We start from the raw sequence: 17,085 nt of genomic DNA, 5'->3' as shown, positions 1-17,085 counted from the left end.
CAAAACAAGGACCGCTCCATGCTTGCTCGTCTCTGGCTGCGCCTTGGCGCCTTTGTGGGTAAAACCCTGTTGTGGCTGCTGGGCCTGGGCCTGCTGGGGTGGGTGTTGGCCATGGCGTGGTTCGCCTGGCAGCACAGAGGCCCGGTGTCGGTGAAGGAACAGATCCCGCCCGGTGAAGCGGCGATGACCCAAGGCATCATCCAGACCGCCGTGCGCATCGTTGACCAGCATCGCGAAGGCACCCGCTACCTGCGTGATGCCCATGCCAAGGCCCATGGATGCGTGAAAGCCGAGGTCAGCGTTCTGGCGGATCTCGACCCAGCCTTGCGCCAGGGCGTGTTCGCCGAGCCGGGCAAGACCTGGCAGGCGACGATGCGCCTGTCCAACGGCAACGCCTACCCGCAATTCGACAGCATCCGCGATGCCCGCGGCATGGCGATCAAGCTGTTGGAAGTGCCGGGCAAGCAACTGATGGCCGACCAGCAAGCGCGCACCGAGCAGGATTTCGTGATGTTCAGCCACCCGAACTTCTTTGTCAGCGATGTCGCGGAATACGCGCAGAACATCGGTGCGCAAGCGGATGGCAAGAAGGTCCTGGCGTTCTTTCCCAAGCTCGACCCGCGCAGCTGGCAAGTGCGTCACTTGTTTATCGCCCTGGCAACCCTGGCGCCCGCCCCGGCCAGCCCGACGCAGACGACTTACTTTTCAGTGTCGCCTTATAAGTTTGGCGCGGCCAACGCCAAGTTTCGCGTCGCGCCCGACCCGCAAAGCTGCCCGGATTATGTACTGCCCAAACAGAACCAGGACCTGCCCAACTTCCTGCGCAGCGCGCTCACCCAGCAACTGTCCACCGACCGTGTAGATGCGTGTTTTGTGCTGCAGATCCAGCGGCAAAACCCGCAGGCCTTCATGCCCATCGAAGACACCAGTATCGAGTGGAAGGAAAGCGACGCGCCGTATGAAACGGTGGCCAAGGTCAGGATTCCCGCCCAGGACTTCGACACGCCGGCGCAGAACCTGGCGTGCGATAACCAGTCGTTCAACCCTTGGTTCGGTTTGGAAGCGCACCGCCCCATCGGCGGCATCAATCGCCTGCGCAAAGCGGTGTACGAAGCCGTCAGCGACTACCGCCACAGCCGCAACGCACCGTAAGGTGCGTTAAATCGCAGGCGAAAAAAAACCCGCTCAATGAGCGGGTTTCTTGTGGCTACCTGGCGTTCAGTATTCCAGGTTGCCGAATATGGCGCAGCGGACGGGACTCGAACCCGCGACCCCCGGCGTGACAGGCCGGTATTCTAACCGACTGAACTACCGCTGCGCGTAACACTTGAAGCGAATGGTGGGTGATGACGGGATCGAACCGCCGACATTCTGCTTGTAAGGCAGACGCTCTCCCAGCTGAGCTAATCACCCTTCGTTTCGGTGTGGGCGCATCATACACCAAAAAATCGTAATGTCTTGATTTAAATGCAATTTATTTAAAAAAAGTTTAGCCCACGATTTTTTGCCATATTTCGGACAGAAAAAAGCCCGCTCAATGAGCGGGCTTTCTTTGGTTACCTGGCGTTCAGCGTTCCAGGTGACCGAATATGGCGCAGCGGACGGGACTCGAACCCGCGACCCCCGGCGTGACAGGCCGGTATTCTAACCGACTGAACTACCGCTGCGCGTAACACATGAAGCGAATGGTGGGTGATGACGGGATCGAACCGCCGACATTCTGCTTGTAAGGCAGACGCTCTCCCAGCTGAGCTAATCACCCTTCGTTTCGGTGTGGCGCGCATTCTACGGAGCGGCCTTAAGTCTGGCAAGCACTTTCTTAAATCTTTTTTTTCAGCCCTTCCAATGGCTTAGGCAGGGTTGGCCTGCGGCGTGATCAAGAGAATAATGCCCCCCTTTGTATAGAGGAGAGACTCACCCCATGTGGTTCAAGAACCTGCTTATCTATCGCCTGACCCAAGATCTGCCTGTTGATGCCGAGGCGTTGGAAGCGGCCATGGCCACCAAACTGGCGCGCCCTTGTGCAAGCCAGGAGTTGACCACTTACGGTTTCGTCGCACCTTTCGGTAAAGGTGAAGATGCTCCCCTGGTTCACGTCAGCGGCGATTTCCTTCTGATCGCCGCCCGCAAGGAAGAACGCATCCTGCCGGGTAGCGTGGTGCGTGATGCACTTAAAGAGAAAGTCGAAGAGATCGAAGCCGAGCAGATGCGCAAGGTCTATAAGAAGGAGCGCGACCAGATCAAGGATGAAATCATCCAGGCCTTCCTGCCGCGCGCCTTTATCCGTCGCTCGTCGACCTTCGCTGCGATCGCGCCGAAACAGGGCCTGATCCTGGTCAACTCGGCCAGCCCCAAGCGCGCCGAAGACCTGCTTTCCACCCTGCGCGAAGTGATCGGCACCCTGCCCGTCCGCCCGCTGACGGTAAAAACCGCTCCGACTGCAATCATGACCGACTGGGTCACCACCCAGAAACCGGCCGATGACTTCTTCGTCCTCGACGAATGCGAACTGCGCGACACCCACGAAGACGGCGGCATCGTGCGCTGCAAGCGCCAGGACCTGACCAGCGAAGAGATCCAGCTGCACCTGACCACCGGCAAGGTCGTGACCCAACTGTCCCTGGCGTGGCAGGACAAGTTGTCCTTCATGCTCGACGACAAGATGACCGTCAAGCGCCTGAAGTTCGAAGACCTGCTGCAAGACCAGGCGGAACAGGACGGCGGCGATGAGGCCTTGGGCCAACTGGATGCCAGCTTTACCTTGATGATGCTGACCTTCGGCGATTTCCTGCCGGCGTTGGTTGAGGCACTGGGCGGCGAAGAGACACCACAGGGCATCTAAACAACACCGATCCACTGTGGGCACGGTCAGTGTGGGAGCTGGCTTGCCTGCGATAGCGGAGTGTCAGCCAGAGTAGTGCCGACTGATACACCGCCATCGCAGGCAAGCCCGCTCCCACATTGGACTGCATCGCCCTATCCACCACTCTAATAACAAGGACCTCCCCATGCGCGCACTCGCCGCCTTGAGCCGCTTCGTCGGCAACACCTTCGCCTACTGGGTGTTGATCTTCGCCGTCGTCGCCTTTCTCCAACCCAGCTGGTTCATCGGCCTGAAAAGCGCCATCGTCCCACTGCTGGGCCTGGTGATGTTCGGCATGGGGTTGACCTTGAAACTGGAAGACTTCGCCGAAGTCGCTCGCCACCCGTGGCGCGTGGCCTTGGGTGTGGTCGCGCATTTCGTGATCATGCCGGGCGTGGCATGGTTGCTGTGCCAGGCGTTCCATCTGCCGGCGGAAATTGCCGTCGGCGTGATCCTGGTCGGCTGCTGCCCAAGCGGCACGTCGTCCAACGTGATGACCTGGTTGGCACGGGGTGACCTGGCGTTATCGGTGGCGATTGCCGCGGTCACCACCCTCCTCGCGCCGCTGCTCACACCGGCATTGATCTGGCTGCTGGCCTCGGCCTGGCTGCCGGTATCGTTCATGGAGCTGTTCTGGTCGATCCTGCAAGTGGTGCTGCTGCCCATCGTACTGGGTGTGGTCGCCCAGCGTTTACTCGGTGATCGAGTACGGCACGCGGTGGACGTGCTGCCACTGGTGTCGGTGGTCAGCATTGTGATCATCGTCGCGGCCGTGGTCGCCGCAAGCCAAGGCAAGATTGCCGAGTCGGGCCTGCTGATCATGGCCGTGGTGATGCTGCACAACAGCTTCGGTTACCTGCTGGGCTACTTCACCGGGCGCCTGTTCAAGTTGCCGCTGGCGCAACGCAAGTCGCTGGCCCTGGAAGTGGGCATGCAGAACTCCGGGCTGGGCGCCGCATTGGCCAGTGCCCACTTTTCGCCACTGGCGGCAGTGCCCAGTGCGCTCTTCAGCGTCTGGCACAATATTTCCGGGGCGTTGCTGTCGACCTACTTCCGCCGCATGAGCGAGAAGGAAGACCGTCGCGCGCTGGAAACCACGCCGTAACTTGATCGCACGGTCCAATTTCGGCACTCTACCGAACTTCGCGGGGACGACCTCGCGACGCTATCAAGCGCTTACCCGGGGACGACCCCACTTTGATAGAAGCGAGGTCATCATGTCCTGGATCATTCTGTTTTTTGCCGGGTTGTTTGAAGTGGGCTGGGCCGTCGGCCTGAAGTACACCGACGGGTTCAGCAAGCCGCTGCCCACCGCCCTGACCATTGCCGCCATGGCCGTCAGCCTTGGGCTATTGGGGCTGGCCATGAAAGAGCTGCCGCTGGGCACCGCCTATGCCATCTGGACCGGCGTCGGTGCTGTGGGCACCGTGATTGCCGGGATTATCCTGTTTGGAGAATCCATGGCGCTGTTTCGGTTGGCCAGTGTGGCGTTGATTATTTGCGGGCTGATTGGGCTCAAGATTTCCACTTAAGCCACTACCGCTATCGCAGGCAAGCCAGCTCCCACCTTTGACTGTATTCACAATTCAAAAGGTGGGAGCTGGCTTGCCTGCGATGAGGCCCCGACAAACAAACACAAACTACCTGACACTCCCCCGCAAACCACCCACCACAGCCTGCAACTGCTCAGGCGTCGCCGCCTCCACAGCCACCGGCTCACCCGCGACCAACACCACCCGCGACCAGATCCGATGGAAAAAGCCCTTGTTCGGATCGCGGCTGAAGAAACTCCCCCATAACCCCTGCAATGCCATGGGGATCACCGGCACCGGCGTCTCCTCCAGGATGCGTGTCACCCCACCGCGAAACTCATTCATCTCGCCATCGGCTGTCAGCTTGCCTTCCGGGAAGATGCACACCAACTCGCCATCCTTGAGGTACTGGGCAATGCGCGCGAACGCCTGTTCGTAGATCTGAATGTCTTCATGGCGCCCGGCAATCGGAATCGCCCCGGCGGTGCGGAAGATAAAGTTGAGCACCGGCAAACGGTAGATCTTGTAGTACATGACAAAGCGAATCGGCCGACGTACTGCACCGCCAATCAACAGCGCATCAACAAACGACACATGGTTGCACACCAGCAACGCCGCGCCTTCATCCGGGATGGCTTGCAGGTTGCGATGCTCCACGCGGTACATGGAATGGCTGAGCAGCCAGATCATGAAGCGCATGGTGAACTCGGGGACGATTTTGAAGATGTAAGTGTTAACCGCGATGTTGAGCAGCGACACCACCAGGAACAACTCGGGGATCGACAGCTTGACCACGCTCAACAGCAGGATGGACACGATGGCCGAGACCACCATGAACAATGCGTTGAGAATGTTGTTGGCCGCGATTACCCGTGCCCGTTCGTTCTCGGCGGTGCGCGATTGGATCAGCGCATACAGCGGCACGATGTAAAAGCCGCCGAACACACCCAGGCCGAGGATATCGAACAGCACCCACCACGCCTGGCCGTAGCTGAGCACCGCAAGCCAATCGTTGGCTTGCACGTTCTGCGGGAAGCCGCCGGAGTGCCACCACAGCAGCAGGCCGAACACGGTCAGGCCAAACGAGCCAAACGGCACCAGGCCGATTTCCACCTTACGCCCGGAGAGTTTTTCGCACAGCATCGAGCCCAGGGCGATGCCCACCGAGAACACCGTGAGGATCAAGGTCACCACGGTTTCGTCGCCGTACAACCATTCCTTGGCATAGGCCGGGATTTGCGTGAGGTAGATCGCGCCCACAAACCAGAACCATGAGTTGCCGACAATCGAACGCGACACTGCAGGCGTCTGCCCCAGGCCCATGCGCAACGTTGCCCAGGACTGCGTGAAGATATTCCAGTCCAGGCGCAGCTGCGGTGTCGACGCCGCCGCGCGCGGGATGCTGCGGCTGGCCAAATAGCCCAGCACCGCCACGGCCACAATCGCCACCGCCACCACCGGCGCGTAATGGGTGGAAGACATCATGATCCCGGCACCGATGGTGCCGGCCAGAATCGCCAGGAACGTGCCCATCTCTACCAGGCCGTTGCCACCGACCAACTCATCGTCGTGCAATGCCTGAGGCATGATCGAGTACTTCACCGGGCCGAACAGTGCCGAGTGAGTGCCCATGGCAAACAGCGCCAGCAGCATCAGCTCAAGATGATTGGTCAAAAAGCCCGCCGCGCCCACCGCCATGATCACGATCTCGCCGATCTTGATCGCGCGGATCAACGCGTCCTTGTTGAATTTCTCGCCAAACTGCCCGGCCAACGCCGAGAACAGGAAGAACGGCAGGATAAACAACAAGGCGCACAGGTTGACCCAGATGGAGCGGTCGCCCTCGATGGTGAGCTTGTAAAGGATGGCCAGGATCAGCGACTGCTTGAAGATGTTGTCGTTGAACGCGCCCAGCAATTGGGTGATGAAAAACGGCAAGAAGCGCCGCGTGCGCAGCAAGGTGAATTGGGAAGGATGGCTCATCGTCGTCCGTGTTCCTGCGTGGCCTTTATTTATCAGGCCACGACTTTACCTAATCCTGCTTACTTATTCGCTAGCCCGGCAATACAAGGCGAAACAAAAAGCTCACCTTTATAAGCCCCCTGCACGGTGCGCTTGGCCACGATCAGCCACATCAGCGCCAGCGCAACCACCAGCACACTGCCAAACACACTGAAAAATTCCAGCTGCAACAGGCTCGCCAATTTCAGCGTGGCCAGGGCGTACACCCCCAATGGGAAGGTGAAGCCCCACCAGCCCAGGTTGAACGGGATACCGGCGCGCAGATAGCGCAGGGTGATCAACACCGCAATCAACATCCACCACAAGCCGAACCCCCACAGGGTGATGCCCGCAATCAGGCCAAGGCCGTGAGCCATTTCACCGACACTGGCCAGGCCATTGGCGGCGAAGATCGCAGGGGCGTCCGTACCCAGCAATAACATGCCCAGGGCACCGGTGCCGATGGGGCCCAGCGCCAACCAGCTCGACGCTGCCATATTGGCGTGAGGCAACTTATGCAAGGCCATGCGCAGCATCAGGATGGTCAGGATGCTGAACGCTACCGGCAGAGAAAACGCCCACAGCACGTAGCTGGTCACCAGCATCACCAGTTGCGAATGGGCATCGGCCAGGTGCGGCGCGAGCAAGCCGCCGCTGGCCGCCGCCACTTCGGCTGCTACCACAGGCAGCAGCCAGACGGCGGTCATCTGGTCGATGCTGTGCTCCTGGCGGGTAAACATCATGAACGGGATCAGTACGCCGCAGGCCAGGGACAGGGCGACGTCCAACCACCACAAGGCTTCGGCCAACGGGATCACATCACCGCCCCAGCGCGGCAGGCCGAACAGCAGCAAGCCGTTGAGAATGGTCGCCAGCCCCATGGGGATGGTGCCGAAGAACATCGAGACGGTGGAGTGCCCGAAGATGCGTCGCGCCTCGTGGAAAAACATCACCCAACGGGCGGCGTACAGCATGCTGAACAGTACAAACAGGCCGACGGTGAACAGCCACAAGCCTTCGGCGACAGCGTGCAAGCCTGGCAGGTTGACTGGCAACTGGGCCAATGCCAGCGCCAGCACACCGGTGCCCATGGTCGCGGCAAACCAGTTCGGGGTGAACTGGCGAATCACTTCCCGAGGACGGGCCAGGTGACTGAAGGGTTTGTAGCGGTGAGTGGTCGAGCAGGTCATGGGTTAATCCTCTTCCTCATTTGAGGTTGAAGCCATGATAGAACCTGATCGAATATCTATATAACGGGTAATATCTCTAACTGTTATCTGTTTTATCTATATAGACCATAATCATGCGCTTGCCCTTGCCTGCGCCGAGTCGCGCATCAACAAACCAACAAGCGCGCCCAGAGACAGCAAAATAAGCACCGCACCGTAGCCGTCCGTGGTCGCGATCAGGCCAAACACACGGCTCAGGTTACCCGCCAACAGCGCCGGCACGCAGAACGCCAGGTAGCTCAATACATAGAACGCCGACATCAGGCCCGCCCGCTCATGGGGCAACGCCAGGCCCACGATACTGCGCACACTGCCCATGAAACCGCCGCCGAAGCCCAGGCCTGCGATCACACTCGCGACAAAGAACAGCCACAGGCTGGCGGTGTTTACGGCAACCAGCAGCAACCCCACGCCCACGGCCAGCAGTGCAGCCGACAAGCGCATCACCCTGTCAGCCGCGTGGTTGCGCAGGCTGTAGATCATCGCCGCACCGCTCAAGGTCACCACCGCCACCAGCCCGCCGCCGATCAAGTGCGAGGTCGACCCGGTGGCGACGCGCACCAACGACGGCGCCAACGAGGAAAAGAACCCACCCAGCGCCCACACGGCTACATTCAATGGCATCGCCAACCACAACGCGCGCCGCGCTTGCGGTGGCACATGCAGGGTTGGCGCCAGCGACTTCAAGGCGCCCGGTATGCGGCTGACTGTTTCAGGCAGGCACCACACATACAGAGCCTGCAACACCATCAAGCCCAGCAGGGTGTAATAGATCAATTGGGTTGGCCAGGGCGCGAACTCCACCAGCAGCCCACTGCCCAGGCCACCACTGGCCATGCCGAGCATCGGTGCAAGGCTGTTGAGCATGGGGCCACGCACGCGGTCGGTGTCGAGCAGCGTCGCACTCAACACCGCAGTCGCCGTGCCGGTCGCGAAACCCTGCAACGCCCGTGCGGCCAGCAGGTAGCTGGTGCTGTCAGCAACGATAAACAGCAACATCGCCACGATATTGAGCAGCAACGCGGCGAAGATCACCGGTTTGCGCCCCAGGTAATCCGAAAGCGAGCCCACGGTGAGCAGCGCCGCCAACAGGCTCACGGCATAAACGCCGAAGATGGCCGTGAGCATCGCCGCCGAAAAATGCAAGTGGTCTTGATACACCTGGTACAACGGCGTCGGCGCGCTGGAGGCAGCGAGAAAGGTCAGCACGGTGATGACCAGAAACGCCAGGCTGGACCGTTGAGAGATGACGCTGGGCATGGGCACGCTCCGCTAAAGCTAATATTTTGCTTTTGCGGAGTGTGCTACTCACTGACGCTTAAAGCAAATTCTTTGTGTTAAGGTCTTGCCCATGGCGATCAAAGAAGGCCTCCGCCCGGGGGGCCGTAGTGCCCGGGTACAAGAATCCGTCCACAAGGCGGTGCGCGAACTGCTGGAAACCCATGAGCGGTCCAGCGTCACCGTGCCGATGATTGCGGCATGTGCAGGCGTCACGCCGTCGACCATTTATCGGCGCTGGGGCGATCTGTCAGTACTGCTCGCCGACGTCGCCCTGGCCCGTATGCGCCCCGATACCGAACCGGCCAACACCGGCAGCCTGCGTGGCGACCTGCAAGCCTGGGCCGAGCAATACCTGGATGAGATGAGTTCGGACGTAGGCCGCAACATGATGCGCGACGTGCAAAGCAGCCCGACGCCAGGGTATTGCGTGAGCATCCTGAGTGGGCAGTTGCAGGTGATCGTGGACCGCTATCGACAGGAACAGCCGCCAAGCGTTGACCATTTGATCAACCTGCTCGCTGCGCCGACGGTGTTTCGTATTCTGTTTTCGGCCCAGCCGTTGGCGGTAGAAGAACTGCACGCCCTGATCGAACTGGCACTGAAGGCTTAAAGCCCTGCACATAGCAAATGTGTGCGGGCTTGCTCGCGAAGGCGGTGGTCCAGTGACGAATTTGTCGACTGACACTGCGCATTCGCGAGCAAGCCCGCTCCCACATTTTTTATCGCGTGCTGTCAGCGGCTAGGTACGCATCCCACGCCCACTCACCAGCAACCGCGCGCAGCCGATGTACAAGACGATGGTGGCCACGATCATGAAGGTGATCGCCACGCTGATCTTGATATCCGACACGCCCAGAATGCCGTAGCGGAAGGCGTTGACCATGTGCAGCACCGGGTTGGCCAGAGACACCGTCTGCCAGAACGGCGGCAGCAAGGTGATGGAGTAAAACACCCCGCCCAGGTAGGTCAGCGGCGTCAGCACGAAGGTTGGGATGATGGAAATATCATCGAAGTTGCGTGCAAATACGGCGTTGATAAAGCCCAACAGCGAGAAGATCGTCGCCGTCAGCACGACCACCAGAATAGTGACCCCAAGGTGATGCACCTGCAGGTGGGTAAAGAACAGCGACAGCAGCGTCACGATCACCCCCACCATCAGGCCACGCAACACGCCGCCCAAGGTGTAGCCGATCAGGATGGTGTGCGGTGACACCGGCGAGACCATCAGCTCTTCGATGGAGCGCTGGAACTTGCTGCCAAAGAAACTCGACACCACGTTGCCGTAGGAGTTGGTGATCACCGACATCATGATCAGGCCCGGCACGATGTACTCCATGTAGGTGAAACCACCCATGTCGCCGATTTGCCGGCCGATCAGGTTACCGAAGATCACAAAGTACAGGACCATGGTGATCGCTGGCGGCAGCAGGGTCTGCGGCCAGATCCGGGTAAAGCGCTTCACTTCGCGATAGACGATGGTTTGCAGCGCGACGAGGTTGGGTTGCAGTTCAGAACTCATACCGCCACCTTCGCCAGATTTTTCTCCACCAGGGACACGAACAACTCCTCAAGGCGATTGGTTTTATTACGCAGGCTCAGCACTTCGATGTTCTGAGTCGCCAACTGGGTGAACAGCGCGGTGATGCCCATGGCCTTATCCACCTGCACCTCCAGGGTGTGGCTGTCCACCAGCCGGCTTGGGTAGCCGAGCAACTGCGGCGCCACCGACAGATTGTTTTTCAGGTCGAGCAGGAAGGTTTCCACATGCAACTGGCCCAGCAGGTTGCGCATGCTGGTGTTCTCGACAATGGTGCCGTGGTCGATGATGCCGATGTTGCGGCACAACTGCTCAGCCTCCTCCAGGTAGTGGGTGGTGAGGATGATGGTGATGCCCTTCTCGTTCAGTTCGGTGAGGAAGGTCCACATCGAGCGGCGCAGCTCAATGTCCACGCCGGCGGTAGGTTCGTCGAGGATTAACAGGCGCGGCTCATGCACCAGGGCACGGGCGATCATCAGGCGGCGCTTCATGCCACCGGACAGCGAGCGCGAAGGCACGTCACGCTTGTCCCACAGGCCCAGTTGGGTCAGGTACTGCTCGGCGCGTTCCTTGGCGACTTTCGCCGGAATGCCGTAGTAGCCAGCCTGGGTCACCACAATGTCGAAGGTCTTTTCGAACTGGTTGAAATTGAATTCCTGAGGCACAACGCCAATGGAGCGCTTGAGCGCCGCCGGGGATTTGTCCAGGTCATGCCCGAAGATATTCACCGTGCCGCTGGTTTTGTTGACCAGAGTCGAGAGAATACCGATGGTGGTGGATTTGCCGGCACCGTTGGGGCCGAGCAAGGCGAAGAAGTCACCTTCGGCAACGTCCAGATCGATACCACTCAGGGCCTGGAAACCGTTGCCGTAGGTTTTGGTTAGCTGCCGGATGGACAGAGCGGAACTCATATGGGAATACGCACCAAAGAAGGGAATAGAAAGAATAGATGAAGGCACACCCCAGGTAGTTCAACCTGCGATGCAGTGCGAGCATGGTGCGTGCCCATGCCGCACAAGTACAGTCACCCGTATTAATAGTGTGTATTAAGTCAACGCGGTCATCACCGCCTTGCGGTAGGCCGGGCGCTGTTGCAGGCGCTGGTACCAGGCCTCCAGATGGGGCATGGCGGGACGCTCGATGGGCATTTCGAACCAGGCGTAGATAAAGCAGCCCAAGGGAATATCGCCCATGCCGAACGCCTGGCCGGACAGGTAGGGTTGCTCGGCGAGGGCTTGCTCGACGGTGTTGAGCGCGTCGATACAGGCTTGGCGCCCGGCATTGATACTGTCCCAGTTTTGCTGGTCAGCCGGGGTGCGCACGATGCCCCAGAACACCGCCTTGAACGGGTCGGCGAGCGTGGAAGTGGTCCAGTCCATCCATTTCTCGGCATTGGCCCGGGCTTGCAGGTCGCTGGGGTAAAAGTCCGATGCCTGCTTGGCGCACAGGTAGCGCACGATGGTGTTGGATTCCCACAGCACAAAGTCGCCATCTTCGATCACCGGCACCCGGCCATTGGGGTTCATGGCCCGGTATTGCGGGGTATCGACCACACCAAAAGCCCCGCCCGCATCAATTGCCTCATAGTCCAGGCCGAGTTCCTCGGCGCACCACAGTGCTTTCCTGACGTTTGATGAATTTTTACGCCCCCAGATCTTCAGCATGACCGCGCCTTATCGTTGATGAACATGGCTTGATGAAGGCAGCAGCATACGCCGGTTCAGCCGCGGCTTAAATCGCCCTGCATATCGCCGAGCACGGTGGGCGCATCGTCGCCAAACAGGTGCGGGTAGCACTGGCGGATATGCGCGAAGAAAAACGCTTCGGGCACATCAGCAAATTGCCCGTGGTCCACCACGTACTCCATCGAACGCTGGCCTTGGCGATTGAACGCGTGGAAGACGCTGTCGTGCAGGCCATCGAATTCCAGCGGCGGCACATCGAACACCTCGCACAATTGCTGATTGAACGCCGGCGTGGCCTTGACCCAGCGGCCGTTCAGGTAAAGCTCGGTATAACCGTGCATGGCGAACACGTCACTTTTGAGCAGGGCGAGCAGCCGCGGGGTGGACAGGTGGTTGCGCACGTCCGCCAGGCCAATGCGCGCAGGGATACCACAGTGGCGCGCACAAGCAGCGAGCAAGGTGGCCTTGGGCACGCAGTAGCTTTCGCCGGCCGCCAGGGCAAAGCTGGCATTCAAGGTGTTGGGGTCACGGCTGAAGGTATAGGGGTTGTAGCGAATGGCCTCACGCACCGCGTAGTAAAGACTGACTGCCTGGTCACTTAAATCCGGGCGGGTTCCGCGATGTTTCTCGGCGAACTCCACCACCACAGGGTGGTCACTATCGATGAAGCGGCTGGGACTCAAGTACGTATTCATGAGCTTGATCTCCGAGGGGAGCCTGGAGTTTAACCACCAGGCCTGCCCGAGAGATAACGACGATTCGGCCAAATGCCGGCGCCGGCTGATGGGTTGCCCAGTACACCTTGTTACACCCTGATCACCCGGCTTGTTCGGATGCCGACTAAGCTCCCTGGTGGTTTCGCCCCTGGTTCACGGAGGATTGAATATGCTGTTGTTGTGGATACTGGTGCTGGTGGTCGGCATTGCCTACCTGGCACACCGCCGTACTGCCCCCCTGCCCGCCCTGGGCGTGGTCGCCGTCTACCTGCTGGCGATGGGCGCCTGGAGCCACGCACCGGGTTGGCTGCTGCTGATCTTCTGGGTGCTCCTGGCCGTGGTGGCCGCGCCTTTGTTGCTGCCCGACCTGCGCCGCCAATACTTCACCAAGCCGCTGTTCAGCTGGTTCCAGAAAGTGCTGCCGCCGATGTCCGAGACCGAGCGCGATGCGATCGATGCCGGCACGGTGTGGTGGGACGGCGAACTGTTCAGTGGCCGCCCCGACTGGGACAAATTGCTGGCCTACCCCAAGGCGCAATTGACCGAGGAAGAACAGGCGTTCATCGACGGCCCCACCGAAGAACTCTGCGCCATGGTCAGCGACTGGGAAATCGGCCAGGCCATGGACCTGCCGCCGCAAGCCTGGGAACACATCAAGACCCACGGTTTCTTCGCCCTGATCATTCCCAAGGAGTATGGCGGCAAGGGCTTCTCTGCCTATGCCCACTCCCAGGTCGCCATGAAGCTCGCGACCCGCAGCGGTGACCTCGCCTCCACCGTGATGGTCCCCAACTCCCTGGGCCCGGCCGAACTGCTGCTGCACTACGGCACCGAGGAACAACGTAACCACTACCTGCCGCGCCTGGCCCGTGGCGACGACATCCCGTGCTTCGCCCTCACCGGCCCGCTGGCCGGCTCCGATGCGGGCGCCATGCCCGACACCGGGGTGATCTGCAAAGGCGAATGGCAAGGCAAGGAAACCCTTGGCCTGCGCCTAAACTGGGAGAAGCGCTACATCACCCTCGGCCCGGTCGCGACCTTGCTCGGCCTGGCCTTCAAGGCCCATGACCCGGACCACCTGCTGGGTGAAGAAGAAGACCTGGGCATCAGCCTCGCGTTGATTCCTACCGATACCTCTGGCGTGGAAATCGGCCGTCGTCACCTGCCGCTTGGCGCCGCCTTCATGAACGGGCCAAACTCCGGCAAAGATGTGTTCATCCCCCTGGAATACCTGATCGGTGGCCAGGAAATGCTCGGCAAGGGCTGGATGATGCTGATGAACTGCCTGTCGGTCGGCCGTTCGATCTCGCTGCCCGCCGTCGGCACCGGCGCCGCCAAGTTCACCAGCCTGGTGACCGGGCAATACGCCCAGGTGCGCGAACAGTTCAACGTACCGCTGTCGGCCTTCGAAGGCATCCAGGAAGCCCTGGCGCGCATCGGTGGCAACGCCTGGCTGATGGACAGCGCGCGCATGCTCACCGCCAACGCCGTGGACCTGGGCGAGAAGCCGTCAGTGCTGTCGGCGATCCTCAAGTACCACCTGACCGAGCGCGGCCGTGAGTGCATCAGCCACGCCATGGACGTGCACGGCGGCAAGGGCATCATCATGGGCCCCAACAACTACCTGGGCCGCAACTGGCAGGGCGCACCGATCTTCATCACCGTGGAAGGCGCGAATATCCTTTCGCGTAACCTGATGATCTTCGGCCAGGGCGCGATTCGCTGCCATCCCTTCGTGCTCAAGGAAATGGCCTTGGCCGGCCGCGAAGACCATGACCAGGCGTTGAAGGAATTCGACGGCCTGCTGATGCAACACATCGGCTTCGCCGTGAGTAACGCTGCCAGCACATTGGTGCTGAACCTGGGCTTGGGGCACTTCGAAAAAGCCCCGGGCAACCGGTTGAGCCAGGGCTACTTCCGTGCCCTGAACCGTCAGGCGGCTGCGTTTGCCCTGCTGGCCGACCTGAGCATGATGTTGCTGGGCGGCGAGCTCAAGCGCCGCGAACGCCTGTCCGCTCGCCTGGGTGATGTGCTCAGCCACATGTACCTGGCCTCGGCGGCGCTCAAGCGTTATCACGACCTGGACTCGCCGGACCATCTGGAGCCGCTGTTTGCCTGGGCCATGGAAGAAAGCCTGGGTGAATCGGAACGTGCACTGGATGAGCTGCTGAGCAACTTCCCGAACAAGGTGTTGGGCTGCCTGCTGCGGGTGATTGTGTTCCCATTCGGGCGTCGTCATACCGGGCCGTCCGACGCGCTGGATGCCGAAGTGGCAGCCGTGATCGGCCGCGCCAAGGGCGACCCGACCCTGGAAGAGTTGCTGGCCGGCTGTTATCGCCCGCAATCGGCAGAAGATCCGGTGGGCGCCCTGCAACATGCCTACGACCTGCTCGGTGCCAGCCATCCCTTGCAGAAAAAACTCCACAGCGCGCTCAAGAGCGGCCAGGTCAAGCCGGTGGCTGGCGAGCACGCCATCGACGCGGCCTTGCAGGCCGGCGTGCTGCAACCGGCCGAGGCGCAAACCCTGCGCGATGCCGAGGCGGCGCGACGCAAGGTGATCGACGTGGATGATTTCAGCAAGGAAGAGCTGATGCAGGCAGAGGGTAAAGTCCGCTGAGTCGAGCGGTCATATAAAAACGGGCGCGAGAGGCTTATACTCTCGCGCCCGTTTTTGCTTTAGAGGCCTTATCTCGTGTCCAACGTCGTTGCCGATCATCTCGTCTTGCTCGACCACTTGCGCAGCATCCTGGTTGCCGTCGGCGAAGCCGAACAGGTGCCCGAGGAAAGCCATGCCCTGTTCCTGGAGCGCTTCGACGAACTGCGCGCCCTGCTGCCGATCGACCCGATCGAAAGCCAGTACCTGGGCCAGGACCTGATGAGCCAGGTCATTGTGCGTTACCCGCAAATCGCCCACCTGGTGCCGCGCGACCTGCTGTGGTTCTTCGGTGGCGACTGCCTGCACTTCATGCCCGACGAAGAACTGGACCTGTACCAGGCCCTGGAAGAACGTCGCTATGAAGCCGAACAGAACGACGAACCGTTCGACTGGAACCAGGAAAAACAGCTGCTGGCGATGCCTCAGGACCAGAGCAAACACTGATACCACTATGTAGGAGCGAGCTTGCTCGCGAAAAACGTCAACGATAACGCGTGCTTCCGAATGAACGCGGCGCCTGTGAGTTTTTCGCGAGCAAGCTCGCTCCTACAGTATTAAGGCTTGCCCCTCCCACATTTCCTAACCGCGCTCCTGCCGTCGGCGCAGCGTGGGCTCCTTGGCCATGCACTCCACCAGATAATCGATAAATACCCGCAACTTCGGTGGCAGGTAACGTGTGGGCGAATGCAGCAGCCACGCCTCACCATGGTACGAGGCAATAAAATCCCACCCCGGCAACACCTGCACCAACTCCCCCGCTTCCAGCGCGTGCCGTGCGGTGAAATACGGCAAGCTGGCAATCCCTACATGCTGCAACGCCGCCTCCAGCCGCACCCCGGTGTGGTTCGCCGCATACCGCCCGCGTACGCCGACCGTGACTGCCTTGCCAGCCTGGCGAAACTTCCAGCGTGAATCTCCCGGTGTTTCACCCAGGTAGATGCAACTGTGCCCGAGCAGATCATGGGGATGGCTCGGTGTACCGTGCTCGGCCAGGTACTGCGGCGTCGCGCACAGCAAATGTTCGATGGGCAACAGCTGGCGCCCGACCAAGCCCGGCGGAGGGCTGTCGGTGATGCGGATGCTCAAGTCGACGTTGTCGTCGATCAAATCCACATGCCGATCTTCCAGGATCAATTGCACATCCACCTTGGGGTAGCGCCGCAAGAATTCCGGCATGTGCGGGTGCACCACGAATCGCCCCACCGCCTTGGGCACACTGACCCGCACCAGGCCCTCGGCTTCATGGGTGAATTGCCCGCTGATTTCCATCACTGAGCGCGCCGCGTTGACCATCTCCTGGCAACGCTTGAACACCTCCTCGCCGCCCTCGCTCAGGCGCAGCTTGCGCGTGGTGCGTTGCAGCAGGCGCGTGGCCAGGGCTTGCTCCAGGCGCGAGATGCTGCGGCTCACCGCCGAAGGCGAAACACTGAGTTGCCGCGCTGCTTCAGAGAAGCTGCCGGTTTCCACGACCTTGACGAAAATCGCCATTTCACCCAACAACGGCAAAGGAAGATTGATGCTCATGACGCACAGGTCCATTGATAATTGAGCGGATTATCACTCATCTGCGCACTATTTATACTGC

Annotated in this window: 15 protein-coding genes and 4 tRNA genes; 7 read left to right on the top strand and 12 right to left on the bottom strand. The window is 60.5% G+C overall.

Going from position 1 to position 17,085, the window contains the following annotated elements; genetic code table 11:
* Nucleotides 1-18: 18 nt before the first annotated feature.
* Entirely contained in the window at nucleotides 19-1,152 is a 1,134-nt protein-coding gene (locus HU731_RS25395; RefSeq protein WP_186608405.1) for a catalase family protein, read from the top strand.
* An 89-nt stretch (nucleotides 1,153-1,241) separates the two neighbouring features.
* On the opposite strand, the gene HU731_RS25390 is transcribed toward HU731_RS25395, so the two are convergent.
* From HU731_RS25390 to HU731_RS25375, 4 genes are all read right to left on the bottom strand, one after another.
* Nucleotides 1,242-1,318, bottom strand: a tRNA-Asp gene (locus HU731_RS25390).
* A 19-nt stretch (nucleotides 1,319-1,337) separates the two neighbouring features.
* Nucleotides 1,338-1,413: transfer RNA gene (locus tag HU731_RS25385), tRNA-Val, on the bottom strand.
* A 177-nt stretch (nucleotides 1,414-1,590) separates the two neighbouring features.
* A tRNA-Asp gene (locus HU731_RS25380) sits at nucleotides 1,591-1,667 on the bottom strand.
* A 19-nt stretch (nucleotides 1,668-1,686) separates the two neighbouring features.
* Nucleotides 1,687-1,762, bottom strand: a tRNA-Val gene (locus tag HU731_RS25375).
* Nucleotides 1,763-1,921: 159 nt separating this feature from the next.
* Here HU731_RS25375 and rdgC point away from each other — a divergent pair.
* The 3 genes from rdgC to sugE all read left to right on the top strand — a co-directional run bounded on the left by rdgC (nucleotide 1,922) and on the right by sugE (nucleotide 4,395).
* The gene (rdgC, locus tag HU731_RS25370) at nucleotides 1,922-2,842 is read left to right on the top strand and encodes a recombination-associated protein RdgC (protein WP_020301078.1); all 921 of its coding nucleotides are present in this window, start codon (nucleotides 1,922-1,924) and stop codon (nucleotides 2,840-2,842) included.
* 166 nt (nucleotides 2,843-3,008) lie between these two features.
* Entirely contained in the window at nucleotides 3,009-3,968 is a 960-nt protein-coding gene (locus HU731_RS25365; protein ID WP_003190129.1) for a bile acid:sodium symporter family protein, read from the top strand.
* Nucleotides 3,969-4,080: 112 nt separating this feature from the next.
* Nucleotides 4,081-4,395 (top strand): quaternary ammonium compound efflux SMR transporter SugE, encoded by a 315-nt coding sequence (sugE, locus tag HU731_RS25360; protein WP_010211634.1) that lies wholly within the window; start codon nucleotides 4,081-4,083, stop codon nucleotides 4,393-4,395.
* Nucleotides 4,396-4,503: 108 nt separating this feature from the next.
* Here sugE and HU731_RS25355 read toward each other — a convergent pair whose 3' ends face one another.
* The 3 genes from HU731_RS25355 to HU731_RS25345 form a co-directional block, all read right to left on the bottom strand.
* Complete coding sequence (locus HU731_RS25355) at nucleotides 4,504-6,378, bottom strand: MFS transporter (protein ID WP_186608404.1); 1,875 nt, start codon at nucleotides 6,376-6,378, stop codon at nucleotides 4,504-4,506.
* A gap of 59 nt (nucleotides 6,379-6,437) precedes the next feature.
* Nucleotides 6,438-7,586, bottom strand: a complete 1,149-nt coding sequence (locus HU731_RS25350; RefSeq protein ID WP_186608403.1) for a TDT family transporter — start codon at nucleotides 7,584-7,586, stop codon at nucleotides 6,438-6,440.
* Nucleotides 7,587-7,697: 111 nt separating this feature from the next.
* Complete coding sequence (locus tag HU731_RS25345; RefSeq protein WP_186608402.1) at nucleotides 7,698-8,885, bottom strand: MFS transporter; 1,188 nt, start codon at nucleotides 8,883-8,885, stop codon at nucleotides 7,698-7,700.
* Nucleotides 8,886-8,976: 91 nt separating this feature from the next.
* On the opposite strand from HU731_RS25345, the gene HU731_RS25340 reads away from it, so the two are divergent.
* Nucleotides 8,977-9,516, top strand: a complete 540-nt coding sequence (locus tag HU731_RS25340; protein ID WP_186608401.1) for a TetR/AcrR family transcriptional regulator — start codon at nucleotides 8,977-8,979, stop codon at nucleotides 9,514-9,516.
* A 129-nt stretch (nucleotides 9,517-9,645) separates the two neighbouring features.
* On the opposite strand, the gene HU731_RS25335 is transcribed toward HU731_RS25340, so the two are convergent.
* From HU731_RS25335 to HU731_RS25320, 4 genes are all read right to left on the bottom strand, one after another.
* Nucleotides 9,646-10,425, bottom strand: a complete 780-nt coding sequence (locus HU731_RS25335; protein ID WP_003190115.1) for an ABC transporter permease — start codon at nucleotides 10,423-10,425, stop codon at nucleotides 9,646-9,648.
* Nucleotides 10,422-11,354, bottom strand: coding sequence for an ABC transporter ATP-binding protein (locus HU731_RS25330; protein ID WP_014717781.1), 933 nt, complete (start codon nucleotides 11,352-11,354; stop codon nucleotides 10,422-10,424). The genes HU731_RS25335 and HU731_RS25330 overlap by 4 nt, the downstream gene beginning before the upstream one ends.
* Before the next feature lie 135 nt (nucleotides 11,355-11,489).
* On the bottom strand, nucleotides 11,490-12,107 hold the full coding sequence (locus HU731_RS25325; RefSeq protein WP_186608400.1) for a glutathione S-transferase family protein: 618 nt from the start codon (nucleotides 12,105-12,107) through the stop codon (nucleotides 11,490-11,492).
* Between the two features lie 56 nt (nucleotides 12,108-12,163).
* Nucleotides 12,164-12,823, bottom strand: coding sequence for a transglutaminase-like domain-containing protein (locus HU731_RS25320; protein WP_186608399.1), 660 nt, complete (start codon nucleotides 12,821-12,823; stop codon nucleotides 12,164-12,166).
* A gap of 190 nt (nucleotides 12,824-13,013) precedes the next feature.
* On the opposite strand from HU731_RS25320, the gene HU731_RS25315 reads away from it, so the two are divergent.
* Together HU731_RS25315 and HU731_RS25310 are read left to right on the top strand one after the other, a co-directional pair.
* Nucleotides 13,014-15,461: an acyl-CoA dehydrogenase gene (locus tag HU731_RS25315; RefSeq protein ID WP_186608398.1), complete on the top strand. Its 2,448-nt coding sequence runs from the start codon at nucleotides 13,014-13,016 to the stop codon at nucleotides 15,459-15,461.
* Between the two features lie 75 nt (nucleotides 15,462-15,536).
* Nucleotides 15,537-15,944: a PA2817 family protein gene (locus HU731_RS25310; protein WP_032892578.1), complete on the top strand. Its 408-nt coding sequence runs from the start codon at nucleotides 15,537-15,539 to the stop codon at nucleotides 15,942-15,944.
* A 135-nt stretch (nucleotides 15,945-16,079) separates the two neighbouring features.
* On the opposite strand, the gene HU731_RS25305 is transcribed toward HU731_RS25310, so the two are convergent.
* Nucleotides 16,080-17,024 (bottom strand): LysR family transcriptional regulator, encoded by a 945-nt coding sequence (locus tag HU731_RS25305; protein ID WP_186608397.1) that lies wholly within the window; start codon nucleotides 17,022-17,024, stop codon nucleotides 16,080-16,082.
* Nucleotides 17,025-17,085 lie beyond the last annotated feature (61 nt).

This window comes from Pseudomonas salmasensis (genome assembly GCF_014268375.2).
Lineage (GTDB): Bacteria > Pseudomonadota > Gammaproteobacteria > Pseudomonadales > Pseudomonadaceae > Aquipseudomonas > Aquipseudomonas salmasensis.
Note: the sequence above shows the minus strand (reverse complement) of the source record. Positions and strands in the feature narration are given on the sequence as shown.